Source organism: Variovorax sp. OK212 (genome assembly GCF_900112425.1).
In the GTDB taxonomy this organism is placed as follows: domain Bacteria; phylum Pseudomonadota; class Gammaproteobacteria; order Burkholderiales; family Burkholderiaceae_C; genus Variovorax.
Genome location: NZ_FOLP01000008.1, coordinates 58294 through 82355, shown reverse-complemented (window position 1 = coordinate 82355; position 24062 = coordinate 58294). Strand labels below are relative to the sequence as shown.

Annotated in this window: 25 protein-coding genes; 14 read left to right on the top strand and 11 right to left on the bottom strand. The window is 68.5% G+C overall.

Annotated elements, in window-relative coordinates:
• The first annotated feature begins 3 nt into the window (after positions 1 to 3).
• From BM004_RS22815 to ileS, 4 genes are all read left to right on the top strand, one after another.
• Entirely contained in the window at positions 4 to 699 is a 696-nt protein-coding gene (locus tag BM004_RS22815) for a Rieske 2Fe-2S domain-containing protein (RefSeq protein ID WP_093217015.1), read from the top strand.
• Between the two features lie 75 nt (positions 700 to 774).
• Complete coding sequence (locus BM004_RS41485; protein WP_177206574.1) at positions 775 to 978, top strand: hypothetical protein; 204 nt, start codon at positions 775 to 777, stop codon at positions 976 to 978.
• Positions 975 to 2114, top strand: a complete 1140-nt coding sequence (argE, locus tag BM004_RS22810) for an acetylornithine deacetylase (protein WP_177206573.1) — start codon at positions 975 to 977, stop codon at positions 2112 to 2114. Before BM004_RS41485 ends, argE begins: the two co-directional genes overlap by 4 nt.
• Before the next feature lie 11 nt (positions 2115 to 2125).
• The gene (gene ileS / locus BM004_RS22805) at positions 2126 to 4948 is read left to right on the top strand and encodes an isoleucine--tRNA ligase (protein ID WP_093217010.1); all 2823 of its coding nucleotides are present in this window, start codon (positions 2126 to 2128) and stop codon (positions 4946 to 4948) included.
• Positions 4949 to 4970: 22 nt separating this feature from the next.
• On the opposite strand, the gene BM004_RS22800 is transcribed toward ileS, so the two are convergent.
• From BM004_RS22800 to BM004_RS22790, 3 genes are read right to left on the bottom strand one after another with little or no spacing between them, the layout of a single operon-like run.
• On the bottom strand, positions 4971 to 5204 hold the full coding sequence (locus tag BM004_RS22800; protein ID WP_093217008.1) for an oxidoreductase-like domain-containing protein: 234 nt from the start codon (positions 5202 to 5204) through the stop codon (positions 4971 to 4973).
• Positions 5205 to 5217: 13 nt separating this feature from the next.
• A complete protein-coding gene (locus BM004_RS22795; protein WP_093217005.1) occupies positions 5218 to 6570 on the bottom strand; it encodes a sensor histidine kinase in 1353 nt (450 codons plus the stop codon).
• On the bottom strand, positions 6567 to 7265 hold the full coding sequence (locus tag BM004_RS22790) for a response regulator transcription factor (protein WP_093217003.1): 699 nt from the start codon (positions 7263 to 7265) through the stop codon (positions 6567 to 6569). Before BM004_RS22790 ends, BM004_RS22795 begins: the two co-directional genes overlap by 4 nt.
• Positions 7266 to 7427: 162 nt before the next feature.
• Between BM004_RS22790 and BM004_RS22785 the strand changes: the two genes are divergently transcribed.
• On the top strand, positions 7428 to 8117 hold the full coding sequence (locus BM004_RS22785; protein ID WP_256220000.1) for a phosphatase PAP2 family protein: 690 nt from the start codon (positions 7428 to 7430) through the stop codon (positions 8115 to 8117).
• Between the two features lie 104 nt (positions 8118 to 8221).
• Positions 8222 to 8917, top strand: coding sequence for a DMP19 family protein (locus BM004_RS22780; RefSeq protein ID WP_093217000.1), 696 nt, complete (start codon positions 8222 to 8224; stop codon positions 8915 to 8917).
• A gap of 75 nt (positions 8918 to 8992) precedes the next feature.
• Here the strand turns inward: BM004_RS22780 and BM004_RS22775 are convergent, their stop codons facing one another.
• On the bottom strand, positions 8993 to 9322 hold the full coding sequence (locus BM004_RS22775) for a 1-deoxy-D-xylulose-5-phosphate synthase (protein WP_218152716.1): 330 nt from the start codon (positions 9320 to 9322) through the stop codon (positions 8993 to 8995).
• 284 nt (positions 9323 to 9606) lie between these two features.
• Complete coding sequence (locus BM004_RS22770; RefSeq protein WP_093216994.1) at positions 9607 to 10401, bottom strand: AraC family transcriptional regulator; 795 nt, start codon at positions 10399 to 10401, stop codon at positions 9607 to 9609.
• A gap of 158 nt (positions 10402 to 10559) precedes the next feature.
• Here BM004_RS22770 and BM004_RS22765 point away from each other — a divergent pair, with 158 nt between their 5' ends.
• Genes BM004_RS22765 through BM004_RS22745 form a run of 5 tightly spaced genes read left to right on the top strand, consistent with a single transcriptional unit; the run spans position 10560 to position 16287 of the window.
• Positions 10560 to 12674, top strand: a complete 2115-nt coding sequence (locus BM004_RS22765) for an FUSC family protein (RefSeq protein ID WP_093216992.1) — start codon at positions 10560 to 10562, stop codon at positions 12672 to 12674.
• Complete coding sequence (locus BM004_RS22760; protein WP_093130164.1) at positions 12671 to 12877, top strand: DUF1656 domain-containing protein; 207 nt, start codon at positions 12671 to 12673, stop codon at positions 12875 to 12877. The genes BM004_RS22765 and BM004_RS22760 overlap by 4 nt, the downstream gene beginning before the upstream one ends.
• Before the next feature lie 27 nt (positions 12878 to 12904).
• Complete coding sequence (locus BM004_RS22755) at positions 12905 to 13900, top strand: HlyD family secretion protein (RefSeq protein WP_093216988.1); 996 nt, start codon at positions 12905 to 12907, stop codon at positions 13898 to 13900.
• Positions 13897 to 15357 carry an efflux transporter outer membrane subunit gene (locus BM004_RS22750; RefSeq protein WP_093216986.1) on the top strand — a complete coding sequence of 487 codons (1461 nt, stop codon included), beginning with the start codon at positions 13897 to 13899 and terminating at the stop codon, positions 15355 to 15357. The genes BM004_RS22755 and BM004_RS22750 overlap by 4 nt, the downstream gene beginning before the upstream one ends.
• A 24-nt stretch (positions 15358 to 15381) precedes the next feature.
• Positions 15382 to 16287, top strand: a complete 906-nt coding sequence (locus BM004_RS22745) for a LysR family transcriptional regulator (protein WP_093216983.1) — start codon at positions 15382 to 15384, stop codon at positions 16285 to 16287.
• A gap of 52 nt (positions 16288 to 16339) precedes the next feature.
• On the opposite strand, the gene lpxO is transcribed toward BM004_RS22745, so the two are convergent.
• The 3 genes from lpxO to BM004_RS22730 all read right to left on the bottom strand — a co-directional run bounded on the left by lpxO (position 16340) and on the right by BM004_RS22730 (position 19460).
• Complete coding sequence (lpxO, locus tag BM004_RS22740) at positions 16340 to 17236, bottom strand: lipid A hydroxylase LpxO (protein WP_093130168.1); 897 nt, start codon at positions 17234 to 17236, stop codon at positions 16340 to 16342.
• A gap of 95 nt (positions 17237 to 17331) precedes the next feature.
• Positions 17332 to 18780: a sensor histidine kinase gene (locus BM004_RS22735; RefSeq protein ID WP_093130169.1), complete on the bottom strand. Its 1449-nt coding sequence runs from the start codon at positions 18778 to 18780 to the stop codon at positions 17332 to 17334.
• Positions 18777 to 19460 (bottom strand): response regulator, encoded by a 684-nt coding sequence (locus BM004_RS22730; protein ID WP_093130170.1) that lies wholly within the window; start codon positions 19458 to 19460, stop codon positions 18777 to 18779. The genes BM004_RS22735 and BM004_RS22730 overlap by 4 nt, the downstream gene beginning before the upstream one ends.
• 339 nt (positions 19461 to 19799) lie before the next feature.
• On the opposite strand from BM004_RS22730, the gene BM004_RS22725 reads away from it, so the two are divergent.
• Complete coding sequence (locus BM004_RS22725; protein ID WP_305728983.1) at positions 19800 to 20000, top strand: winged helix-turn-helix transcriptional regulator; 201 nt, start codon at positions 19800 to 19802, stop codon at positions 19998 to 20000.
• On the top strand, positions 19997 to 21187 hold the full coding sequence (locus BM004_RS22720; protein ID WP_093216978.1) for a serine hydrolase domain-containing protein: 1191 nt from the start codon (positions 19997 to 19999) through the stop codon (positions 21185 to 21187). Before BM004_RS22725 ends, BM004_RS22720 begins: the two co-directional genes overlap by 4 nt.
• 30 nt (positions 21188 to 21217) lie before the next feature.
• Here BM004_RS22720 and BM004_RS22715 read toward each other — a convergent pair whose 3' ends face one another.
• The 3 genes from BM004_RS22715 to BM004_RS22705 all read right to left on the bottom strand — a co-directional run bounded on the left by BM004_RS22715 (position 21218) and on the right by BM004_RS22705 (position 22608).
• Complete coding sequence (locus BM004_RS22715; RefSeq protein ID WP_093130172.1) at positions 21218 to 21619, bottom strand: OsmC family protein; 402 nt, start codon at positions 21617 to 21619, stop codon at positions 21218 to 21220.
• Between the two features lie 31 nt (positions 21620 to 21650).
• Positions 21651 to 21920: a GNAT family N-acetyltransferase gene (locus BM004_RS42030; RefSeq protein WP_256219999.1), complete on the bottom strand. Its 270-nt coding sequence runs from the start codon at positions 21918 to 21920 to the stop codon at positions 21651 to 21653.
• Positions 21921 to 22140: 220 nt separating this feature from the next.
• Positions 22141 to 22608 (bottom strand): winged helix-turn-helix transcriptional regulator, encoded by a 468-nt coding sequence (locus BM004_RS22705; RefSeq protein ID WP_093130174.1) that lies wholly within the window; start codon positions 22606 to 22608, stop codon positions 22141 to 22143.
• Between the two features lie 128 nt (positions 22609 to 22736).
• Between BM004_RS22705 and BM004_RS22700 the strand changes: the two genes are divergently transcribed.
• Positions 22737 to 24038, top strand: coding sequence for a D-amino acid dehydrogenase (locus BM004_RS22700; protein WP_093130175.1), 1302 nt, complete (start codon positions 22737 to 22739; stop codon positions 24036 to 24038).
• Positions 24039 to 24062 lie beyond the last annotated feature (24 nt).

Genomic DNA, 24062 nt, shown 5'->3' with positions numbered 1-24062 from the left:
TGCATGTCCGTCGAACAGATTCAGCCGGCGCGTGCCAGCCCGTTGCCCGACGGATTCCTGCCGCCGAACTGCGGCTTTGCCGCGCAGGACTGGCCCGTTCTGGCCAGGCAGTGGTTTCCCGTTGCCCGCATCGACGAAGTCACGGCCCAGCCAAGGCCGGTGAGCTTGCTGGACCTGCGCCTGGCCATCTACCGCATGCCAGACGGCATTCGCATCGGCCGCGACATGTGCCCGCACCGCGGACTGCCCCTGAGCACGGGGCGCATCGATGGCGACCAGCTGGTGTGCGCCTACCACGGGCTGCGTTTCGGCTCCGATGGGCAGTGCCGCAAGGTTCCTGAGAAGCTCGCGCTCAAGCCGGCGGCGTGTTTCAGGCTCGCGATGTTTCCGGTGGTGGAAAGGCACGGACTTGTCTGGACCTGTTTGATCCCGCAAGGCGAGCCGCGCATACCGGAAATTCTCTCGGAAGTCGACGCATCCGACCCCGGTGAAATTGCAAGTGAAATTGCGTCAGCAATCCAACTTCATCTCGAAGATTGGATGAGCCTGGAGGAATTCGATTTCTCTCATGCAGCAGCAACGACGGACTCCAACCATGACATTTCGCTTCGGGTCCTCGCGCTGAACGAATACCGAAGGCTGTTCGACGCCATGGGCCTGGCCACGTTCGCATCCGCGCTGCCGGCCTCCACCGCCTGACTTTGCGGCAGCAAATTTTCGCCAATATCACGGCGTCGGCCCCTGCCATGCTGCAGTGCACAGCGAGGCCATCACATGACGCACATCTTTCGCCTAGCCAGCCTGTCCAGCCCGGACGTTGCGGCGCTCGCCCGCGCGGCGGGCAATGTGCGGCCCGTGTCGCTGCTGCTGTACCTGCACCGCTTGCTGCTCTATCTAGCCTGCGCCAGTCACGCATCGGCCCCGATGCTGTTCAGCGGCTTCCATCCCCGTTCCAACGCAATCCGAAGAACAAGATGACCGTCTCCCCCGGCATGAGCACCGTCGAGATCTTGCGCACGCTGGTGGCGTTCGACACGACGTCGCACCGCTCCAACCTCGAGCTGATCCACTGGATCGCGGATTACCTGGCGGCGCACCGGGCGAGGGTGCACCTCGTGCACAGCGAAGACGCGCGCAAGGCGAACCTGCTGGCCAGCATCGGCCCCGACACGGCAGGCGGCATGGTGCTGTCGGGGCACAGCGACGTGGTGCCCGTGACCGATCAGCACTGGAGCGCCAACCCCTTCACGCTGACCGAGCGCGATGGCCGCTTCCATGGCCGCGGCGCGGCGGACATGAAGGGCTTCATCGCGGCCTGCCTGTCGGCGGTTCCGTCGTGGCAACGGCGCACGCTGAGCCGTCCGATCCACCTTGCCTTCTCCTACGACGAAGAGATCGGGTGCCTGGGCGTTCCGCGGCTCGTGAGCCGCTTGCAGGCCCAGGTGGCGGCACCTGCGCTGGCCATCATCGGCGAGCCGACGCAGATGCGCATCGGCGTCAGGCACCGGGGCTTCTTCGGGCACCGGGCGCTGTTCAGCGGACTGCCCGCGCATTCGAGCGACCCGTCGCTCGGCGCCAGCGCCATCGAACCCGCCGCCTACCTGGTCACCTGCCTGGCCGGGCTGCGCCGCGCCTTTGCCAGGCAGGGCAGCGCGGCCACGCTCAACATCGGCCGCATCGACGGCGGCACCGCCATCAACATCGTGCCGGGCTGCTGCGAGGTGCTGTGGGAGTTCCGCCCGCAGGACGACGCGGCGGTGGCGCTCGTTCACGACGCCGTGCGGCAGGCCCTGGCGGACCTGCCCACCGGCGTCACGGTCCAGGCCGTGCAGGTCGCGGGCGTGCCGGCGCTGTCCACGCGCAACAACGACGCGGCGGTCTCGGTGGCGCGCGAACTCGGCGCGCTCTGGCCGGAGGCCGACCTGCCCTTCGGCACCGAGGCTGGCTTCTTCCAGCAGGTCGGCATTCCGACGGTGGTGTGCGGACCCGGCTCCATTGCCCAGGCGCACCAGCCGGACGAATGGATCTGCGCCACGCAGCTGCAGGCGGCCGATCGCTTCATGCAGTCGGCCGGCGCCTGGGCCGCCGCCCCCTTGCCCGTTCCAACCGCATGACCTGACCCGAAATGACCGACCTCAAAGACACCCTGAACCTGTTGAAGACACCGTTTCCGATGAAGGGCGACCTGCCCCGCCGCGAGCCCGAGTGGGTCGAACGGTGGGCCGCGCAGCGCATCTACGACCGGATGCGCAGCGCGGCGGCCGGCCGCCCGCCGTTCGTGCTGCACGACGGGCCGCCGTATGCGAACGGCGACATCCACATCGGGCACGCGGTGAACAAGGTGCTCAAGGACATGGTGTTCAAGAGCCGCTTCTTCGACGGCTTCGATGCGCAGTGGATTCCCGGCTGGGACTGCCATGGCATGCCCATCGAGCACCGCATCGAACAGACCCACGGCAGGGGGTTGCCGACGGAGCAGGTGCAGCAGCTGTGCCGCGACTACGCGCTGCTGCAGACGCAGAGCCAGAAGAAGGACTTTCTGCGGCTGGGGCTGCTCGGCGACTGGGCGCACGCCTTTCGCACCATGGACTTCGAGACCGAGGCCAACGAGATCCGCTTTCTCGACCGCATTCGCCAGCGCGGCCTGCTGTTTCGCGGCCAGAAGCCCGTGAACTGGTGTGTCGATTGCCAGTCGGCCCTGGCCGAGGCGGAGCTCGAGTACGCGCCCAAGCGATCGGTGACGGCCTATGTCGGCCTGCGGGTGCTGGACGCGGTCGATTTCGCGTCGCGCTTCCAGTGCCAGCCCATGCCGGACAGGCCGGCGCGGCTGGTCATCTGGACCACCACGCCATGGACGCTGCCCGGCAACCGGGCCGTGGCCCTCGACCCGACCGCCAGCTACGGCCTGTACGACACGCCCGGCGGGCTGCTGGTGCTGGCGGTGGAAAGCAGCCGCGCACTGCTCGACGCGCTGGGCACGGACCACGAACTCTGCGCGGTCGCGCCGGGCATCGACCTCGTCGGTCTCATGCTCGCGCATCCGCTGCTGGCCGTCGCGGTGCCCGTGGTGGCAGGAGACTTTGTGTCGCTCGACACCGGCACCGGCCTGGTTCACCTGGCGCCGGCGCACGGCGCGGAAGACTTCGAGCTGTGCCAGGGGCTGGGCATCACCGGCGACAACGTGATCGACGGGGCCGGCCGGTTCGCGGCCGGCCTGCCGACCATCGGCGGCATGGCGCTGCAGGAAGGCAGCACGGCCATCCTGGAGATGCTGGCGGTGAGTGGCGCCTTGCTGCGGCAGGCGCCCATCGAACACTCGTACCCCCACTGCTGGCGCCACAAGACGCCGATTCTTTTTCGCGCGACGACCCAGTGGTTCATCGGCATGGACCGCCGGGCCGCCGGCGACGCACGCACGCTGCGGGAAACCGCGCGCGAGGCCATCAGGGACGTGCCGTTCTACCCCGCGTCGGGCCGCTCGCGCATGGAAGCGATGATCGACGGCCGGCCCGACTGGTGCATTTCGCGCCAGCGCTCGTGGGGCGTGCCGCTGGCCTTCTTCGTGCGGCGCAGCGACCGGTCGCTGCACCCCGAGACCGCGCGCCTTGTCGAAGAAGTGGCGCAGCGCATCGAACGCGAAGGCATCGCCGCCTGGACCCGACTGAGGCCGGCGGACCTGGGGGTCGACGAAGCCGAGTACGAAAAACTGGCGGACACGCTCGACGTGTGGTTCGACTCCGGCTCCATCCACGCCACGGTCTACCGGGACCCTCGGCGCCTGGATGCCCAGGGCAACAGCAACAGCAGCGACATCGGCCAGGCGGACCTCTACCTGGAAGGCTCCGACCAGCACCGCGGCTGGTTCGGCTCCTCGCTCATGACGGGCTGCGCGGCCGATGGCCGCGCGCCCTTCAAGGCCGTGCTGACCCACGGCTTCGCCGTCGATGCCCACGGCAAGAAGATGAGCAAATCGCTGGGCAACACGGTCAGCCCGCAAGAGGTGGCGAGCACGCGGGGCGCGGACATCGTCCGGCTGTGGGTGGCCAGCACGGACTACGCCACCGACATCTCCGTGTCGAACGAGATCCTGGACCGCGTGGTCGAGATGTACCGGCGCATTCGCAACACGGTCCGCTTCCTGCTGCTGAACGTGTCGGACTTCGGCGACGCCGCCCACGCGGTGCCCGCGCGCCGCCTGGCGCCGGTCGACCAGTACGCGATGGCGCGCTGCAGCGAGCTTGTCGCGCAGTGCCGCCAGGGCTACCGCGACTACGACTTCGTGGCGGTGACGCGGCTGATTCACGGCTACTGCGCCGAAGAACTCGGCGGGTTCTATCTCGACGTGCTGAAGGACCGGCTGTACGCCGGCGAACGCGACGGCCATGACAGGCGCAGCGCGCAGACGGCGCTGCACGTCATCCTGAAGAACCTGCTGCTGCTGGCGGCGCCGATTCTCAGCTTCACGACGGAGGAAGCGTGGGCGGTGCTGTTCAACGACGGCGACGACAGCGTGTTCCTCCACACCTGGGACGAGGCCGCACCGCCCCTGGTCGACATGTCGCACGCCGGCGAATTCTGGCGGCAGGTGAAACAGCTTCGCCCCGGCGTCATGAAGGCGATCGAAGACCTTCGGTCGTCCGGCGCCATCGGCCGTTCGAGCGAGGCGAGCATCGTCATCGAGGCGCCCGCGCAGGTCATCGAAGCGCTGGCGCCCCTGCGCTTCGAGCTGCCGTCGATCTTCATCGTTGCAGAGGTGGCGCTGAAGGAGAGCCACGCGGTCGACATCAAGGTGCGGCGAACCGAGACCTTGCGCTGCGCCAGGTGCTGGCGGCACGAGGCCACCGTGACGGCCGACACCGGGCCGGAGATGCTGTGCGACCGGTGCGAGGGGGTGCTGCGCGGCTTCGCCGGGTTTGCACAGGAAACGGAATCGTCACCAGCCGCATGACGCGGCCGTGCGCTGCGCGCGCTCAGGCGGGGCCGTCGCTCAGCAGCAGCGAGGCCTCGTCGCGCCAGTAATTCACCGCCGCGAGCCAGCCTTCCCACACGCAACCGTTGCAGCCACGCCCGCAGCAGGTGGTGGGCTCGGGCGGCGGTGCGCGCAGGGCGACACCGTGCGCGTGGAGCAGGGCCTGCACGCGCGCGATCAGCGCTTGCGCGCCCGCGAGGTTGGTGGGTTCCGGCAGCCGGTCGATGGGGTTCATGGCACGAAGGCTCTCAGGCCACCAGGTTCAGTTCGAGCCGCATCTTCGCGCCGCCCGATTCGCTCGACCCGATGGTGAGCTGGCCGCCGTGCAGCCGCGCCACCTCGGCCACCAGGTGCAGCCCCAGCCCCGCGCCGCGCCCGCGCGGCACCAGCCGGTGGAACGGCGCCACCACGCGCTCGCGGTCGGCCTCCGGAATGCCCGGCCCCGAGTCCAGCACCTCGAAGCCCGAAGGCTCCCACAGCCGCACCTGGATGTCGCAGCCGGGCCCGCCGTGCTCGATGGCGTTCTGGATCAGGTTGGTGAGCGCGCGTTCGAGCGAAGGCGCGTCGCCGCTCACCCACAGCGGCCGCGGCGCGTCGACCGAGAGCGTGCAGCGGTTCATGATGGCCAGCGGCGCAATGTCGCCCGCCATGCGCTCGCACAGCGCCTTCAGGTCGATCTGCTGGCGGTCCTGCGAGGCGATGCGGTCCAGCCGCTGCAGGTCGAGCAGCTGCTCGGCCAGCGTGGCCAGCCGCGCCGAGGCCTGCATCAGCTTCACCTTCAGCGGATCGCCGCCGGGCAGGCCCTCGATGTTGATCTGCAGCGTGGTGATGGGCGTGCGCAGCTCGTGCGCGGCGTCGGCCAGGAAGCGCTCCTGGCGGTCGTAGCCTTCGTTGAGCCGGTCGAACGCGCGGTTCACGGCGTTCACCAGCGGGCGGATCTCGCTGGCCACGTTGGCCAGCGGCAGCCGCGTGGTGCGCTCGTGCACGTCGATGCTCTCCGCATGCTCGGCCGTGGCCACCACGCCCTTCAGGCCGCGCTTCACCACGAAGGGCGTGGCCAGGATCACGCCGAGACAGGTGACCAGCGCCATCGGCGCCACCAGGAACAGGAACACCAGGCCGGTGCCCTTCAGCGTGTTCTTCACCGTCAGCGGCGCGCCGGTCTGCGTCATCACGTTGACCGGGCCCGCCGCGGTTTCCACGCGCTCGAAGCGCGCCTTGGGCTGCGTGTTGTCGTTGGCCGGCTCGATGGACAGGCGCCCCAGGCCGTCGAGCCCGTGCATCAGCGCTTCGTACTTCGCGGGCATGTCGCCGTGGCGCACCTCCTGGCCCGTGGTGTCGCGCACGGTGAACCAGAACGACGGATCGGCCTGCACGCGTTGCAGCTCGGCGGTGGGTTCCAGCAGCAGCTTGCCGCCGGCATCGCGCGTGACCGCGCGCCGGATCACGGCCACGGTTTCCTGCCCCGTCTCGTCGACCACGCGGCCCATCACCCAGGCCAGGCCGATGAAGCCGCCCAGCACCAGCGAGCCGACCACCACCTGCAGCAGGATCAGGCTCCAGATGAGCTGCCAGCGCAGCGAGATCAGGCTCAGGCTCATCGCGATTGCGCGGCCGCAGCCTGCGTTGCCGCGCAGATGAGATAGCCCACGCCGCGAATGGCGTGGATCTCGACCTGCGCGCCGGCCTTGTCGAGCTTGGAGCGCAGGCGCGAGACGTGTGTGTCGAGCGCGTTCGACTGGATCTCGTCCTGGTGGCCGTACACGCGGTCCTGCATGGCCTCGCGCAGCACGGTGCGCCCGCGGTGTTCGAGCAGCGCCTCGAGCACCAGCAGTTCGCGCCGCGGCAGCGTGAGGCTCGCTTCGCCCACGTAGGCCTGGCGCAGCTGATGGTCGAAGCGCAGCAGGCCGAGCGTCATGACGAGGTGGACGCGCACCGCGGGACGCCGTGCCAGCGCGCGCACGCGCGCCATCAGCTCGTCCATGGAGAAGGGCTTGGCGAGGTAGTCGTCGGCGCCGCCGTCCAGGCTCAGCACGCGCTCGGCCACGTCGGTCATCGCGGTGAGCACCAGCACCGCGGTGGCGATGTCGTTGTGCCGCAGGAAGGCCACGAGCGACAGCCCGTCGCCGTCGGGCAGGCCGCGGTCGAGCACGATCACGTCGTGCTGCGCCGACAGCGCCGCCTCCTCGGCCTCGCGCAGCGAGCCCGCCACGTCGACCACCGCCTGGTTCTGCCGCAACGCCGAGGCCAGTGCCTGGGCCAGGTCGACTTCGTCTTCGACAAGCAGGATTCTCATGGGGTGGCGATGCGGTGATGAAGCGCGCGAATGCGCAAGAAGGGACTGGCGGAGACCGACAGGGGCCGGTCATTCTAGGAGAGGCCTTCCTTGCGGAAGACGCAATGTTCACGCAATGCAGGCCTCTAAGCTGGAACGCCCATTCCTCCGAGAGCAGCATCGGTGACCTCCCGTCCGGCGACCCATTCCCCCTTGCGGCCCGTGCCCTGGTACGCGGCGCTGGGCCAGCGCATCGCGACGCTCTGGGTGGTCAAGATGTTCGGCACCACGCTGGGCATCTCGGGCTTCTTCTTCGTGTACTTCTGGGTGATGCACAACCCGCTGTGGGAACCCACGGTGATGCCGCTCACGCCGCTGGACCATTGGGTGGGCGTGAACGACGACGCGATGCTGCTGTACGGCTCGCTGTGGTTCTACATTTCGCTCGCGCCGGCCTTCGCGAAGGACAAGGCCGAGCTCTGGGCCTGCGCGTGCGACGCCGCGCTGATGGCCACCGTCGGCCTGCTGGTGTTCTGCCTGTTCCCGACGGTGGTGCCCGCGTTCGCGGTCGACTGGTCGCAGTACCCGGCGCTGCAGTTCCTCAAGACGGCGGACGCGGGCGGCAACGCGTTCCCGTCGCTGCACGTCGCGTTCGCCGTGCTCACCGCGGTGCTGCTGGCGCGGCAGCTGCGCAGCGTCGGCGCGCCCGCCTGGGTGCGCACGCTGAACCTGCTGTGGGCCCTGGGCATCGTCTACTCGACCTTGGCAACGCGCCAGCACGTGCTGCTCGACGTGCTGGGCGGCACGCTGCTCGCGGGCGTGGTGAGCTGGGCTGGCAACACGCGCGACTGGCTGGTGTGGACCGAGGCCTGAGCACCTGAGCACCTGAGTGCCCGAGTGCCCGAGCACCCGAGTGCCCGAGTGCCCGGGTACGGTACAAAGCGCGAGGAACAACAACACCGGCCCTCTCTGAAATCATGGTCAACGACATAGCCGCCGCGCTGCGCATCGAACGCGTCACGCTGGGCACCGACAGCCTGCAGTTGACGCTCGCCAACGGCAGTGAACACCCCCAGCCCTATCGCCTGCACAGCGTGCTGGAGAAGGCGACCTCCGCGCAGCGCGCGCAATGGGTGCTGGTCGACGGGGGCTGCGGCATCTCATGGCCCGCGTTGGCGCAGCCCGACGAGGTCGGCTTGATCAACACATGCGACCTGGCCTGGGAGGCGTCGTACGACGCGGCGATGGCATCGCTCAAGGAAGCCGGCTGGAAACTGGAGGCCCTGCCTTCGCGCGAGCAGGACCTGTGCGCGCTGTGGCGGCTCGAAGCCGACATGAACAACGGCGGCTTCCTGCAGTTCTTCGGGAACTGGGGCGAAGCCAACTGCCGGATCGCGCTGGAGGCGCTGCGAAAAATCGGCGCGCACCAGGCGCTCGCCATCGTGCAGCGACAGCGCGACATCCTGCAGCGGCTGGAAGATGACCCGCGCATGCAATCCATGCAGGACATCTACCGCTTGCTGACCGAAGCGGAAAGCGAAGAGCTCGATGCACTGGACCACGCCTTCTGGGCCTACCCTGACCGGCTGGCGCCGTTGGGATTGGCGTGCTACGGGTTGGCTGGCAATGTGCCGCCCGGATCGATGCGTGTGGAGCCGATCGAGCGCCCTTGAGAACGGGGCGCGCGGTCGTCGGCTTGAATGAACGCCGGGCGTTGCAGTCGTCGGGCCTGACCGGCACGCCCGGGCTCAGGCCGCCTGCCGTTCAGGCGCCCGCACGAAGCTGGCGCCTCTGAGGGTCGCCCAGTATTCGTTTCGAACATCGTCGTCGATGGCAGGCCGGACATGCGTTGCGTACAGCGCGTCCTTCCCGTCCTTGCGCGGCCCTGAAATCCAATAGTGGTCGCCGGTTTCGACTTCGAAGTAGTTCGACTTGAAGCCGTTTCCCTTGAGGCTGCGAAACGCCCTTCCTGCGTAATAGAGCGTGGCCCCGGACTTGGAGAACGTGACGCGACCGATGCGAGCCGGGCCTGTGAGGCCACCGGACTTGGCCTCGATGTACATGATGCGGCTTTTCACCAGGGCTCCTCCGAATATCGAGAGATGGGTACCAGCGGCAAGGGCCGCTCCTGGCCGACTGCAGCAAGCAGGCCGCTGTCGAGCAGGCGCACATGCGCGCACGCAAGGCAAGCGACGACAGTCTCCGGCATCGAGGAACCGCCCCAAGCGGGCGGGTGCCGAAGCGTCCTCTACCAGCGCCGGAAGACCGCCGCCCCGAAGTGTGGAACGGACATTGGCGCAGGTCCATGCGTGAATGCACCAAGCAAGCGGCATTGACTCAACGCCGCCACCGCAACCCGAGCTCAGTCTCCGGCCCTCCATCGGTCGCTGATATAGGTGGCCGGAGGCTTTCCGAAAGCCTTCTTGAACATGGTGATGAAGGCCGAGGGAGACTCGTACCCCAGGTCGTACGAGACCTGCTGCACGGTCGCCCCCGCGGACAGGTCGCGAAGCGCCAGGATCATGTGCAGTTGACGCCGCCAGCGACCGAAGCTCAGGCCCGTCTGCGCGGTGCACAGCCGATTCAGGGTTCGCTCGCTCATGCCGAGTTCGGCCGCCCAGTCTCTTTGCGTTCTGCGGTTGGAAGGCTCCGCCGTGATGGCCCGTGAGATTCTTCGAAGCCGTGCATCCTGCGGCATCGGCAGGGAAAGCTCCTCGACAGGCATCTCGCAGAGCTGGTCCAGCAACACGCGGGCCAGCCGTTCCGTCGGATCGCCGGACGCATAGCTTGGCGGCAGGCCCGCCAGATGTTGAATCATTTCGCTCAGCATCGGACTGAGGCGCAAGGTACAGCATCTCGTCGGCAAGGGCGCCGCGCCGGGCGCAACGAACAGGTAGTAGATCACCGCGTTCGCCGTGCCGTGGTTGCTGTGCGGTATCCCTCCCGGAATCCACACGCCCGCCTGTGGCGGAACCATCCAGAGCGCACCCGGCACGTCGCACGAGACCGCGCCGCGCAAGGCGATCACGAGCTGGCCGGACCGGTGCTCGTGGACCGGGATTTCGCGCTCGCGTGCCTCCACATCGACGCGAAGGGCACAGACCGGTACCGAGGGCTGGTAGTCAAGATCTTGCTCGCCGAATTCCAGACTTCGCATGGTTTCCAAAAATGGATCGTTGGTGCAGGCGCGCCATTGTCCCCCGGGCTCCGACGGCGAACGCCCGACAAGGCTTGGCACCGGCGATGTCCGAAAAGAGAAATCATTCGGCCAGGAATGCAATTCCTGCCTCTCGTGCCCGTCCCTAGCATCGACGCATGACAGTGATTCGCAACAAAAGACGAGCGGAAGCGGGCACGCCTTTGCCGCCTTCCGCGCCCCACGCGGGGCGATGGAAGAGGGTCGCGCTGCCGCGCTTCTCACGCCAGGAACTGCTCTTCTCATGCAAGAGCTTTGTCGCCGCAACGCTCGCGTTGTACCTGGCCGGCCGCTTCGGCCTGCCACGGCCGTTCTGGGCCCTGATGACCGCCTACATCGTGGCCCACCCGCTGGCCGGCAACGTGCGCTCCAAGGCGCTCTACCGTTTCGTGGGCACCTTGCTGGGGTGCGCGGCCACCGTGGTGCTGATCCCGTCGCTGTCCGCCTCGCCGGAGCTGCTGTCGCTGGCGCTGGCGACATGGACGGGCCTGTGCCTCTATCTGTCGCTGCTGGACCGCAGCGCGCGCTCGTACGTCTTCCTGCTGGCGGGGTATTCGGCCGCGATCATCGGCTTTCCCTTGGTGGATGCGCCTGCATCGATGTTCGACACGGCCGTGGCGCGCACAGAAGAGATCGGGCTGGGCATTCTGTGCGCCAGCCTGGTTCACAGCATCGTGCTGCCGGCGGGGCTGGGGCCGACCCTGCTCGGGGTGATGGACCGGGCGCTGGGCGATGCGCGTCGATGGTGGAGCGATCTGCTCGATGACAACCCCAACGACAACCTCGGCGACCCAGGCCGCGAGCGCATCGATGCGGACCGCCAGCGCCTGGCCCTCGACATCACCCAGCTGCGCCTGCTGTCCACGCATGTCCCGTTCGATACCACCAACCTGCGCTGGGCGGCGGGCAGCATCCGCGCCTTGCAGGACCGCATTGCCGCGCTGACGCCCACGCTGTCGGCGGTGGAAGACCGGCTCGAAGCACTCCGCGCCACAGCAGGCGAAGTGCCGGTCGACATCGCCTCGGCCCTTGCCCGGCACACGCAGTGGCTGGGGCCGTGCGCACCGCGCAGCGCGCTGGACGAAGCCCACGCCGCCTTTGGCGCCCTGGCGGGCGGACCGGCGGCGTCGCCATGGATCCGCGCGCTGCGTGTCGATCTGGCGGTCCGCCTCGCGGAGCTTGTCGACGGCTGGCATGCATGCACGGTGCTGCGTGGCGATGTCGATGCGGGCCTGGCCGGAAAAGCGGTGCCGCTGCGACGCATTGCGGCACTCGGTCAAACGGTGCTCCATCTGGACCGTGGACTCGCACTGCGTTCGGCGTTGACCGCCGTGCTGGCCACCTGCGCGTCTTGCGCACTCTGGATTGCCCTGGGCTGGCCTTCGGGGTCCGCGATGGCCATGAGCGCGGCTGTCTTCTGCTGCTTCTTCGCCACCATGGACGACCCGGTGCCAGCCATGCACCAGTTCATCAAAGCATTGCTGTGGTCGATGCCGGTGTCCGCCTTCTACGTGCTGGCGGTCATCCCGCTGGTGAATGACTTCGCCGTGCTGGTGCTGTGCATCGCGCCCCTGTTTCTGGTGGTGGGCTGCTACATGGCGCGGCCGGCGAGTTCCCTGGCCGCCCTCGGCATGTTCTTCGGCGTTGCGGGCACGCTCGCCTTGCACGACACCGCCAACGCCGACCTGCTGAGCTTCGTCGGTTCCAACCTGGCCTTGTTCGCTGGTGCGCTGATCGCGGCCCGCGTGACCGCCCTGGTGCGCAGCGTGGGGCGCGACTGGAGCGCGCAACGCATCCGGCGCGCGACCTGGCGCGATCTGGCCGAGCTGGCCACCCGTTCCCAGGACGCTGGCGCGCGCGACGCCTACGCCGCCCGGATGCTGGACCGCACCGCGCTGCTGGCCCCGCGCATGGCGCCCGCCGGCGGCGAGGCGGCTCGGGTCGCCGCGCAGCGCGCACTGTGCGACCTGCGCGTGGGTGCGGACATCGTGGCTTTGCAGCAGCAGCGCCGTCGGCTTCCGGCCGAACCCACCCGCCGCCTTTTCGCCGAGCTGGCCCGTGTCTTCAGGGCCCAGGCGGCAGGCACGCCGCACTGCCCTGAGTCGCTGATGCCGCAGATCGACCGGCTGCTGCTTGCCGCGCTGCACGGCGACGCCGGGCCGCCTGCCGTCGCGGCCCTGGTGGGTCTTCGTCGCAACCTTTTCCCGTCGGCTCCGGCCGCTCTCCAACCATGATCGAAGCGAATCTGTACGGCGTGTACCTGCCGTGGCTGTTGCTGCTGGCAGGCGGCGCGCTGGCGTGCGCCTGGGCCACGCGGCGCCTGCTGGCATGGGCCGGCGCCTATCGATGGGTGTGGCACCCCGCCCTGTTCGACCTGGCGCTGTACGTCCTGTGGCTGTACGCACTGACCCGCCTCACCGGCGCCTTCCCGGCCTGATTCCTGTTCCTGCATTCCGTTCTATCCATGAAACCTGACGCCCTCTCTTCTCCTGCCGGGGCCTTGCGTCTCGCTCACCCCTTCGCTCACTCTCTCGCTCGCTTGTGCGTGACCGTGCTGGCGGTGGCGGCCGCGTGCTGGGCTGCGTGGCAACTGTGGGACCACTATGAACTGGCCCCCTGGACCCGCAACGGACGCGTGCGCGCCAACATCGTGCAGGTCGCACCCGACGTGTCCGGAGCGGTGGCCCACGTGGCCGTGCAGGACAACCAGTCCGTCGCCGCCGGGGCCTTGCTGTTTTCGGTGGACAAGGCCCGCTTCGAGCTGGCGCAACAGCAGGCCGAGGCCGCCGTTGCCGCGCAGGGCATCGCCATCGGCAACCAGCGCATCGCGCTGGCGCAGGCTTTGCGCGAAAGCCGTCGCAATTCGGGCCTGGGCGAGCTGATCTCGCAGGAAGTGCGCGAGCAGTCGCGCCTGCGGGCAGACCAGGCGCAGGGCGCCCTTCAATCGGCCGAAGCGGGGCTGCGCCAGGCGCAGGTCGTGCTGGACACGGCAAGGCTCAACCTGCGGCGCACGGAGGTGCGCGCACCCACCTCGGGGCTGGTGACCAACCTCGACCTGCAGCGAGGCGCCTACGCGAATGCCGGCCACCCGGTGATGGCGCTGGTGGACGCGGAATCGGTCTACGTCGAAGGCTACTTCGAGGAAAACAAGCTGGCCCGCATCCACTTCGGGGACCGCGTGCGCGTGACGCTCATGGACGCCGGAGCGCTCGAGGGCACGGTGGAGAGCATTGCCGCCGGCATTGCCGATCGCGACCGCAGCACCAGCGCCAACCTGCTGCCCAGCGTGAACCCCACATTCAACTGGGTGCGCCTTGCGCAGCGTGTGCCGGTGCGCATCAAGCTGAACCCGCTGCCGGCCGGCACCCGGCTGGTGGTGGGCCAGACGGTCACGGTGCAGGTGCTCGAAGGGTCCACAACCGCGGCTGCCAAGTTGCGCCTGTCGGAGCGCCGCGGATGAGCCCGCTGTATCGATGGCTGGCCTTCGCTGCAGCCACAGGCGTACTTCTGGCCGGTTGTGCCCACCCGCCGGTGGGACCGGACTACGTGGCCCCGGCCGCGCTCTCCGCCGACCAGGCGACCTCCGCACGCCCGTTTCAATCCGCCGGCGAGGTCGCGGCAGATGCGGCCTTGCCGCCGCACTGGTGGCGGCTGTACAAGGACCCGCAGCTGGACGCGCTGGTGGCCCGAGCGTTCGAACACAACAGCGACCTGCGGCAGGCCGTGGCCAACCTGGCGCGCGAGCAGGCGCTGGAAGCCGAGGTCCACGGCAACGAGAAGCCGACGGCCACCGTGAGCGGGGGTCCGGGTTTCGGACACGTGTCGGGCCTGGCCCTGGTGCAGAAGGACTACGAGCCGCCCGGCCGCTTCACCTACGGCTCGGGTGCGAGCTTGTCGTACCAGCTGGACCTGTTCGGCCAGCTGCGCCGCGCCATCGAGGCCGCCGAGGCGGGCACGGGCGCCGCGCAGGCGGCGGTGGACCTCGTGCGCGTGAGCGTGGCCGGCGGCACGGCGCAAGCCTATGCAACGGTCTGTTCGAGCGGCCTGCGCTTGCGCGCCGCGCAGGAGTCGGTGCGCCTGCAGGAGGAGGCGATCCGGCTCTCCGAGCGGCTGCAGCGCGCAGGCAAGGTGGGGGAAATCGACATCGTTCGCGCACGCGGCCAGCTGGAACAACTCCGCGCTGCGCTGCCACCCCTCCATGCCCTGCGCCAAGGCGCGTTGTATCGCCTGGCCACCCTCACGGGCGCCGCGCCGCGCGATTTCCCCGCGGCAGTGGCCCGGTGCGAACAACCGCCGCGCGTGGCGGGACTGCTGCCGGTGGGAGACGGCGCGGCCTTGTTGCGTCGCCGGCCCGACGTTCGCCAGGCAGAGCGCAACCTGGCCGCCGCCACGGCCCGCATCGGCGTCGCAACCGCCGAGCTGTATCCCAAGGTGGTACTTGGCGTGTCGGCCAGTTCCGCCGGCTTTCTGGACAGGTTCGGCAACCGTGAAACGGTGAGCTACAGCATGGGCCCGCTGATCAGCTGGACCTTGCCGAACACCGGCGTCGCCCAGGCGCGCATTGCGCAGGCCGAGGCAACGACGCGAATGGCTGCCGCGCGCTTCGACGGCACCGTGCTGACCGCACTGCGGGAGGTCGAGACCACGCTCGACCTCTACGCACGCGAGCTGGAACGCCATGGCGCGTTGTCCGCCGCGCGCGACCAGAGCGCCACCGTGGCCCGCCAGGCCCGCATGCTCTATGTCAACGGCAAGGTCGCACAGCTCGAGGCGCTGGACGCGCAACGCACGTTGGCGGCCAGCGAAGCCGCCCTGGCGGCGTCGGAGGCCCAGCTGGCCGACGAACAGGTCGCCGTTTTCATGGCGCTGGGCGGGGGCTGGGAAACCGAAGAGGTCCTGGCGAACGCTGCGCGTTAGCGCCTTTCCGACCAGGAGAACCCCATGGACGGGCTCGACCACCTCCGGACATTCCTGGAAATTGCCGCCCGCGGCAGCTTCTCGCGCGCGGCCGGCAAGCTGGGCATTTCGAAAGCCACCGTCAGCAAGCATGTCGCCACGCTCGAATCACGCTTCAACGTGCGGCTGTTCAACCGCTCGACACGCTCGGTCACGTTGACCGATGCGGGGCGGCTGCTCCAGCTGCGCAGCGCGCCCCTGGTCGAGATGATCGAGCTGACGCAGAGCGAAATGCAGGCGCATGGGTCACGGCCCAGCGGGCGCCTGCGCGTCGCTGGACTTCACGGGCTCGTGCAGACCGCTTTTCCTGGCCTGCTGAGCGAGTTCCTCACGCGGTATCCCGATGTGCACATCGACCTCCAGCTCGGCAATCGCGTGGTCGACCTCGTCGAGGAAGGCGTCGACGTTGCATTGAAGTTCGGACGCATCGGAGACGAGAACCTGATTGTGCGGCGCTTGCAGCGCGTGGCGCTCACGCTCTGCGCCACGCCCCGGTACTGGGCCCGGCGCGGCATGCCCAAGCAGCCTGACGACATGCGGCATCACGACGTGCTCACCTACTCGCTGGGCTCAGGTGCGCCGTACCTTCCGTTCGAAGTGGAGGGCCAGCCCTACAACCTTCCGATTCAGGGGCGCATGGACGCGAACGACGCGGGTGCGCTGATCGCCGCCGCGCTCGCAGGCATCGGCGCGGTCTGCGTGCCTGCGTTGATGGCACAGCCGCACACCGATTGCGGCAACCTGGTTCCCGTGCTTCAGGAATTCATGCCGCGTGACATGTGGCTCTACGCGGCCTACACGCAGCGCCGGCACAACAGCGCGGCGTTGCGCGCGCTGCTGGAACTGCTCGAAGTGCGGATGCGCGAGGGTCCGCAGAGCGCCCCGGCCTGACAGGCGCCGGGCACCCATGCCGAGCCCGGGCCATGGCCTTGTTATCGGCTTGTTACCAGAAGATCCAGAGCGCGAGGCCGCCGAAGATCGCCCATTTCACCAGGTAGTACGCCCGCTTGTCCCACGCCTTCAGGCGCTTGCCGATCACGCGGATCTGGTAGATGTACTTGAACGCGCGGTTGATGCCGCCGGTCTTGTCGCCCGCGTCGTTGGGCGAGCTGGCCGCGGCCAGCAGGTTCTTCGCGAACCAGCGGTTCACGGCGCTGGCCCAGCGGTACTTCAGCGGGCGCTCGATGTCGCAGAACAAAATCACGCGGTCGTGGTCGGTCGTGTTCTCGGCGTAGTGGATGAAGGTCTCGTCGAACACCACGGCCTCGCCGTCGCGCCAGTGGTAGCGCTGGCCGTCCACGTCGATGTAGCAGCCTTCGACACCGGGCGTCCACAGGCCCAGGTGGTAGCGCAGCGAACCGGCGAACGGGTCGCGGTGGCGCACCAGGCGGCTGCCCGGGGGCAGCTCGGCGAACATGGCGGCCTTGATGGTGCCGATGCCTTTCAGCAGCTCGGTGGTGCGCGGGCACAGCACGGCGGCCGAGGGATGCGCCTCGTCGTACCACTTCAGGTAGAAGCGCTTCCAGCCGCTCTTGAAGAACGAGTTGAAGCCCACGTCGTTGAACTGGCTCGACGCCTTGATGCTGCCGCCATTGCGCATGGCCAGCGCTTCCTCGCGGATGACTTCCCAGTTCTCCTCGAGGATGCGCATCTCGGGGAACTGCGCGGGCGACAGGTACGGCGTACCCGGCACCTTCGAGAAAAGGTACATGAAGACGTTCAGCGGGGCCAGGAAGGTCGAGTGATCAGAGAGCTGTCTGAAGAAACGATGCCGCACCTGGCCGCGGAAATGAACGTAGAGCGCACTGAGCGCGAAGATGGCAAGAATGACCCACTTCATTGTTGAAAGTGTCCTGTAAACGGCACCGGGTAGTGTAAATCCTTGCCCCAAAATGGACCTGACCACGCCCTTTGGCCGTGCGCCGGGGTGAGGTTTCAGCTGCAGAGCAGGGGTTGGGGGGTGCCGGCCTCGGCCAGCGGCAGCCGCACGGTGGCCCTCAGGCCGCCACCCGAACTGCCGGCGTCGTCCGCTCCGCCCTGGCCCAGCGTGACCTCGCCCCCATGCCGGTCGACCACCGACTTGACGATGGCCAGCCCCAGCCCGCTGCCGCTCTGGGTCTGGTCGGGGTTGCGAAAGAAACGGTCGAACACCCGCTCGCGCAGCGCGCTCGGAATGCCCGGGCCGCGGTCGGTCACGGTCAGCACGGCGTGCGGGCCTTCGCGCCACACGTGCACCACCACCGTCGCACCCTCGGGGCTGTACTTGATGGCGTTGTTGATGAGGTTGTCGATCATCGACACCAGGCTCTCGCGCTCGCCGAGCACCGGCACGCGCTCGTCGCAGACCAGTTCGAGCTCCACATTGCGGGCGCTGGCCAGGCCCTCGATCATGGCCAGGCGGTCCTGCACCAGCGCATCGAGCGACAGCATCACGGGCAGGTTGTTGCCCGAGACGGCGTCGCTGCGCATGAGCTGCAGCAGTTGCCCCACCAGCCGCGCCGCGCGGTCGTTGCTGCGCAGCAGGTTGCCCATGAGCTCGCGCTGGCCCTCGTCGGTGCTCTGCTCCTTCAGCGCCTCCACGTTCACGCGCATGGCGGCCAGCGGCGTGCGCAACTCGTGCGCGGCGTCGGCGATCAGGCTGCGCTCGCGCGAGGTGCTGTCGCGCACGCGCTGCAGCAGGCTGTTGATGCTCTGCACCAGCGGCTTGAGCTCCTTGTGCGGCGGCGAATACGACAGCGGCGTCAGGTCGGCCGGCCCGCGCTCGGCGGTTTCCTTGCTCACCTGGCGCCACGGCCGCAGCGCCAGCCGCACCGACAGCCATGCCGGGAACACCAGGAAAGGGAGGCTGATGACCAGCGGCAGCAGGTAGAAGCCGCGGTACATCACCGTGACCGTGAGCCGCCAGACGCTGGGCTCGGCCAGCATCACGCGCGTGTCGGAGGTGGCCGAGGCGAGCGTGCGCGCGCGCCATTCGCGGTTGCCGGCCTTCACGGTCTCGATGCGGTCGAGCGTGGTGTTGAGGATCACGGGCACCGCCGCCGTCGAGCGGTAGATGAGCCGGTCGCCCTGCCACACCTGCATGACGGGTGCGCTGTCGGAGGCGGCGTCGCCGTCGCCCACCGTCTCCAGCAGCGCGGCGTCGAAGGCGGCCAGGGTCTGCTGCTGCGCCGCGGGCCGGTCGGCGGTGTTCTGCGCGATGGCCAGCACGGTGTTGAAGATCTTGTCGTACTTCAGCAGCTCGGGGTCTTCGTACGAGTCGTACAGCAGCAGCGCGATGACCATGGTCCACAGCAGCGCCACCACCGCCATCTGCGCCATCAGCAGGCGCCGCATCAGGGAAGGTTGTTTCCAGTTCTGCCAGCGCTGCGCCAGCGCCTGCATCATTTCGCTGCGCTCCGCGCGAGCGATTGCACGTCGATCACATAGCCGATGCCGCGCACCGTGCGGATGTAGCCCTGCCCGATCTTCTTGCGCAGGTTGGAGATGTGCACCTCGAGCGAATTGCTGCCGTTGGCCTGGCCGCCGGGCAGCACCTGCTCTTCCATCACGCGGCGCGTGACCACGCGGCCGGTGCGCTTGAGCAGCAGCGCGAGCAGGTCGAACTCGCAGCGCGAGAGCTCCACCGGCTCGCCGTCGACGATCACGCCGCGCGTGGGCTCGTGCAGCGCCAGGCCGCGCATGCGGATGGTCTCGTCGTTGAAGCCGTAGCTGCGGCGCGCCAGTGCCCGCACGCGCGACAGCAGTTCGGCCAGCGCGAAGGGCTTGACGAGGTAGTCGTCGGCGCCGTCGTCCAGGCTGCGCAGCCGGTCGTTCAGCGCGTCGCGTGCGCTCAACACCAGCACCGGCAGGATCTGCCGGTCGCGGCGCAGGCGGAACAGCAGGTCGAGCCCGTCGCCGTCGGGCAGGCCGAGGTCGAGCAGCACCATGTCGAAGGCGCCGCCGTCGAGCGTGCGCAGCGCGTCGTCGAGCCGGCGGACCCACACCACGTCCATGCCCTGGTTGGCCAGCGCAATGCGCACGCCGTTGCCGAGATCAAGATCGTCCTCAACAAGCAAAAGATTCATGGGCCTCCACGGGAATGAGCCAGCCCGGGTCCGGGATGAGGCAGAAGTATCTGACAAGCGCCGCGCGCCGACTTCAGGAAATCTTCATGAATGCCGCAGGGAGCCTTCAGCTGCGGGCCGGACACTGGGGCGACCTCTTGGCTCCTGTTGACGGGATACGCGCGTGAACCGAAACCCTCTCCCACCTCTCCACACGTGCCGCAGCAACGGGACGGCCATGGTGCGTCCCCAGCGCCCATGCGCGCTGCTTCGACCACCTGACGCTCGTGCCGATGGAAACGTCAGGTCCAGCGAGCACGAAGCCGAGGTGCTGCGCGCCATCCGCTTCATGACATGGGCGTGAGCCGCTTCGGCGAGCTGAAGCGGCTGCTGCCGAAGATCAGCGAGAAGATGCTGATCCAGCAGTTGTGCGAGCTCGAGACCGAGACCGAGACCGAGACCGAGACCGAGACCGAGACCGAGACCGAGACCGACGGCATCGTGCATCGCGAGGTGTTCCACGAAGTGCCGCCGCGCAAGCAGGCGGAGGCCGCGAAATGAACAGGCGTTCGGCGCTGGTGTCGGCCACGCTGGTTGCGTTGGGTGCGACCTTGCAGATGCCGCAGGCCATGGCGCAATCGATGTGCCCTTCCTCGCCTGTCTACGCCGGCCCGGCAGTGCGCTCGGCGCCCGGCGCCGTGTGGCAGAAGGACTTCAAGCGCTCCATCGACGGCACCTTGCCGGCCGCGCTGCAGGCATCGCTCGGCGATGCGCTCGACAAGATGCTGGCGCACGTGCCGGCCGCCAGCGTGGCGGTGGCGATTCCCGGCCAGGGCATGTGGACGGCCACGCGCGGACTGGCGCGCAAGGAACCGCCGCAACCGGTGACGCCCGACCAGCAGTTCCAGGTGGCCAGCACAGCAAAGACACTAACGGCCGGTGTGGTTCTTCAGCTCATCGAAGAGCAGAAGCTTCGCCTCGCAGACACCGTCGACCGGTGGTTCCCCGATGCACCGAACGCGAAGCTGATCACCATCGAACAGCTGCTGCGCCACACCAGCGGCCTGGTGAGCTTCAATGCGCTGCCGTCGTTCGGCACGAAGTACCGCACGCCCGCCGACATCATCGCGCTCGGCACCGCGCAGAAGCCGCAGTTCTGCCCCGGCACGCAATGGAGCTACACCAACACGGGCTACGCGATGCTCGGCGTCATCATCGAGAAGATCGAAGGTGCGCCGCTGGCCGACGTGCTCTCGAAGCGCCTGCTCGAGCCGCTGTCGTTGACCCGTTCCGTCATGCGCCAGCCCGGCGTCGAACTGCCGGTGGCCACGGGCCACGAGGCCGGCCGCCCGGTCGAAGCGCCTGACCAGTACGCCACGCCCTATGCCGCCGGCGCGCTGGCCTCCACGGCCGGCGACCTCGTGCGCTTCTGGCATGCGCTGCTCGCCGGCCAGGTGCTGTCCGAGGCCACGGTGCATCGCATGTTCACCGGCATGCCGCCCATGCTCGGCGTCTACAGCGGAAGCAACTCGTTCTACGGCATGGGCGTGCAGCTGTACGACGTGCCCGACGGCCCGGGGCTGATGCTCGGGCACAGCGGCGGCATCGAGGGCTTCACGAGCATCGTGGCCTACGTGCCGGCCGACGACGTGTACATCGCCGTGTCGTTCAACGAAAAGAAGGTGCCCGCGGAGGCGGGCCTGTGGGCGCTGCTGCGCGCGGTGCGTGCCTACCGCGTGCTGAACTGAAACAGAAGCAATGCAACAGGCGCGCGGCGTTCAGTCCGCCCAGCCGGTCTCGATCTCGGTCTTCACCTCGGTCATGAGCTTGTGCACCGGGCACTTGGCCGCCACGCGCAGCAGCTCTTCGCGCTGCGCCTCGCTCAGGTCGCCGCTCACGCGCAGGCCCGACTTCAGGCGGTACACGCCCTTGCGTTCCTCGCTGTCGTCGCGATCGACCACCACCTCGATGTCTTCCACCGGAATGCCCTTGCGGCGTGCGTAGATCAGCACGGTGAGCGCCTTGCAGGCCGCCAGCGACGCGTCGTACAGGTCGTGCGGCTCGGGGCCGCCGTCGCTGCCGCCACCGGCGGGCGAGGCGTCGACCGGGATCTCGTGGTTGCGGATCTTGAGGATGTGGCGCGTGCCGGTGATGCCGTCGCGGCGGATCGAGAGAGTCATGCGGATGCCTTTGAAAGGAATTGCGGTTCGGTCAAGGTGACAGCGTCTTCACGTACAGGATGGTCGTGAAGCCGCTGTGCCATTCGAGGTCGGGATAGCGGCCGGCCTCGCGGTAGCCGAGCGCCAGGTACAAGCCCTGGCTCTGCGTGTTGAAGGTGTCGGTCTCCAGCCGCGCGAGCGCCACGCCGTCGGCGCGCATGCCGTCTTCGGCGAAGGCCATGAGCGCGCGGGCGATGCCCTTGCGCTGCTGCGCCGCGGGCACGTGCAGGGCATGCACGAAGTCGTGCGCCCAGTGCACCATGCGACCACGTCCCCGTCGATCTCGGCCACGAAGAAGGCCGGGCCCATTTCGTCGATGTAGCCCACCGGCTCGCCGCTCTCGCGGTAGGCGCCGGCGGCTTCCGGCGTGAGCTGCGGCAACCAGGTGTGCGCGAAGGTGTCGTCGAGGATGGCCTTCACCGCGTCGAAGTCGTCCAGGCGCCAGGGCCGGATGGCGAGGTCGGGAATGTCGTTGTGGCTGCTCATCGGTCCACCGCCAGCGTCAGCGTTTCCTTGATTTCCTCCATCACCACGTAGCTGTGCGACTCGGCCGCCACCGGCAGCTTCTTCAGGATGTCGCCCAGCAGGTGGCGGTACTCGCTCATGCCGCTCAGGCGCGCCTTCACCAGGTAGTCGAAGCTGCCCGACACCAGGTGGCACTCGAGCACTTCGGGCATGTGCAGCAGCTCCTGCTTGACCTTGTCGAACACGTCGCCCGACTTGGCCGAGAGCTTGATTTCCACGAACACCAGCAGCGTCTTGCCCAGCGCCTCGGGCGACACGCGCGCGTGGTAGCCGGTGATGACGCCGTCGCGCTCCATGCGCTTCACGCGCTCGGCGCAAGGCGACGCGGACAGGCCGATGTGCTCGGCCAGTTCGGTCATCGAGATGCGGCCCTGGCGCTGCAGCAGGTCGAGGATCTTGCGGTCGATTCGGTCGAGTTCAGGCATTTCACTTCGCGCGTGGCTTTGGACGATTGTCGGCAGCGAATTCCGCTGCCAAACCCTTAAAAACAATGGAATCCACGGCATTGTGCACTTTAGATTCAACGTATTCCATCTGAATCTGCGAATACACCATGAAAGTCATCGTTCTCGGCGGCGGCGTGATCGGCACCACCACGGCCTACTACCTCGCGCGCTCCGGTGCCGAGGTCACCCTGCTCGACCGGCAGGACGGTCCGGCCGAGGAAACGAGCTTCGGCAACGCCGGCCAGGTGTCGCCCGGCTATTCCACGCCGTGGGCCGCGCCGGGCATTCCACTGAAGGCGATCAAGTGGATGTTCAAGAAGCACGCGCCGCTGTCGATCCGCCCCGACGGCACGCTGTTCCAGCTGCGCTGGATGGCCGCCATGCTGCGCAACTGCTCGCCCGAGGCGTACGCAGTGAACAAGGAACGCATGATGCGCGTGGCCGAATACAGCCGCGGCTGCCTGCAACAGCTGCGCGCCGACACCGGCCTGCAGTACGAGCAGCGCACCGGCGGCACGCTGCAGCTGTTCCGCACGCAGGCCCAGCTCGACGCGGTGCAGCGCGACATCGCGGTGCTCGAGGAATGCGGCGTGCCCTATGAACTGCTCGACCGCGATGCGCTCGCCAGCGTCGAGCCCGCGCTGGCCGGCGCGCGCGACCGCCTCACCGGCGGCCTGCGCCTGCCCAACGACGAAACCGGCGACTGCCACCTGTTCACGCGCGGCCTTGCCGAGATCGCACGCGGCATGGGCGTGGACTTCCGCTTCGGCCAGACCATCGCCGGGCTGGAGACCGACGGCAGCCGCATCACCGGTGTGCGCACCACCACGGGCAAGGTGCTCACGGCCGACCGCTACGTGATGGCCTTCGGCAGCTACTCGCGCGCGGCCGTGGCCTCGCTGGGCCTGGACATTCCGGTGTACCCGGTCAAGGGCTATTCGCTGACCGTGCCGCTGCTCGACGAATCGCTCGCGCCGCAATCGACCGTGCTCGACGAGACCTACAAGGTGGCCGTGACGCGCTTCGACAACCGCATTCGCGTGGGCGGCATGGCCGAGCTCGGCGGCTTCGACCTGCGGCTGAACCCGGCGCGCCGCGCCACGCTCGAGAAGGTCGTGACCGACCTGTTCCCCGGCGGCGACGTGCCGCGCGCCACCTTCTGGACCGGCCTGCGCCCGATGACGCCCGACAGCACGCCCATCGTGGGCGGCACGCGCTACGCCAACCTGTTCCTCAACACCGGCCACGGCACGCTGGGCTGGACCATGGCCTGCGGCTCGGGCAAGCTCATCTCCGACATGGTGATGGGCCAGCGCCCCGAGATCCGCACCGACGGCCTGGCGATGGACCGCTACGCAAAGGGTTCGCCGCGCAGCGTGCGCCCGAACCCCACGACCGCGCCGGCCTGACCGGCTGGCCCGTCGGAGGGCTGA

Coding starts and splice junctions, on each gene's coding strand:
- BM004_RS22815 (WP_093217015.1), top strand. CDS start 4: ATGTCCGTCGAACAGATTCAGCCGGCGCGTGCCAGCCCGTTGCCCGAC.
- BM004_RS41485 (WP_177206574.1), top strand. CDS start 775: ATGACGCACATCTTTCGCCTAGCCAGCCTGTCCAGCCCGGACGTTGCG.
- argE (WP_177206573.1), top strand. CDS start 975: ATGACCGTCTCCCCCGGCATGAGCACCGTCGAGATCTTGCGCACGCTG.
- ileS (WP_093217010.1), top strand. CDS start 2,126: ATGACCGACCTCAAAGACACCCTGAACCTGTTGAAGACACCGTTTCCG.
- BM004_RS22800 (WP_093217008.1), bottom strand. CDS start 5,204: ATGAACCCCATCGACCGGCTGCCGGAACCCACCAACCTCGCGGGCGCG.
- BM004_RS22795 (WP_093217005.1), bottom strand. CDS start 6,570: ATGAGCCTGAGCCTGATCTCGCTGCGCTGGCAGCTCATCTGGAGCCTG.
- BM004_RS22790 (WP_093217003.1), bottom strand. CDS start 7,265: ATGAGAATCCTGCTTGTCGAAGACGAAGTCGACCTGGCCCAGGCACTG.
- BM004_RS22780 (WP_093217000.1), top strand. CDS start 8,222: ATGGTCAACGACATAGCCGCCGCGCTGCGCATCGAACGCGTCACGCTG.
- BM004_RS22770 (WP_093216994.1), bottom strand. CDS start 10,401: ATGCGAAGTCTGGAATTCGGCGAGCAAGATCTTGACTACCAGCCCTCG.
- BM004_RS22765 (WP_093216992.1), top strand. CDS start 10,560: ATGACAGTGATTCGCAACAAAAGACGAGCGGAAGCGGGCACGCCTTTG.
- BM004_RS22760 (WP_093130164.1), top strand. CDS start 12,671: ATGATCGAAGCGAATCTGTACGGCGTGTACCTGCCGTGGCTGTTGCTG.
- BM004_RS22755 (WP_093216988.1), top strand. CDS start 12,905: ATGAAACCTGACGCCCTCTCTTCTCCTGCCGGGGCCTTGCGTCTCGCT.
- BM004_RS22750 (WP_093216986.1), top strand. CDS start 13,897: ATGAGCCCGCTGTATCGATGGCTGGCCTTCGCTGCAGCCACAGGCGTA.
- BM004_RS22745 (WP_093216983.1), top strand. CDS start 15,382: ATGGACGGGCTCGACCACCTCCGGACATTCCTGGAAATTGCCGCCCGC.
- lpxO (WP_093130168.1), bottom strand. CDS start 17,236: ATGAAGTGGGTCATTCTTGCCATCTTCGCGCTCAGTGCGCTCTACGTT.
- BM004_RS22735 (WP_093130169.1), bottom strand. CDS start 18,780: ATGATGCAGGCGCTGGCGCAGCGCTGGCAGAACTGGAAACAACCTTCC.
- BM004_RS22730 (WP_093130170.1), bottom strand. CDS start 19,460: ATGAATCTTTTGCTTGTTGAGGACGATCTTGATCTCGGCAACGGCGTG.
- BM004_RS22720 (WP_093216978.1), top strand. CDS start 19,997: ATGAACAGGCGTTCGGCGCTGGTGTCGGCCACGCTGGTTGCGTTGGGT.
- BM004_RS22715 (WP_093130172.1), bottom strand. CDS start 21,619: ATGACTCTCTCGATCCGCCGCGACGGCATCACCGGCACGCGCCACATC.
- BM004_RS42030 (WP_256219999.1), bottom strand. CDS start 21,920: ATGGTGCACTGGGCGCACGACTTCGTGCATGCCCTGCACGTGCCCGCG.
- BM004_RS22705 (WP_093130174.1), bottom strand. CDS start 22,608: ATGCCTGAACTCGACCGAATCGACCGCAAGATCCTCGACCTGCTGCAG.
- BM004_RS22700 (WP_093130175.1), top strand. CDS start 22,737: ATGAAAGTCATCGTTCTCGGCGGCGGCGTGATCGGCACCACCACGGCC.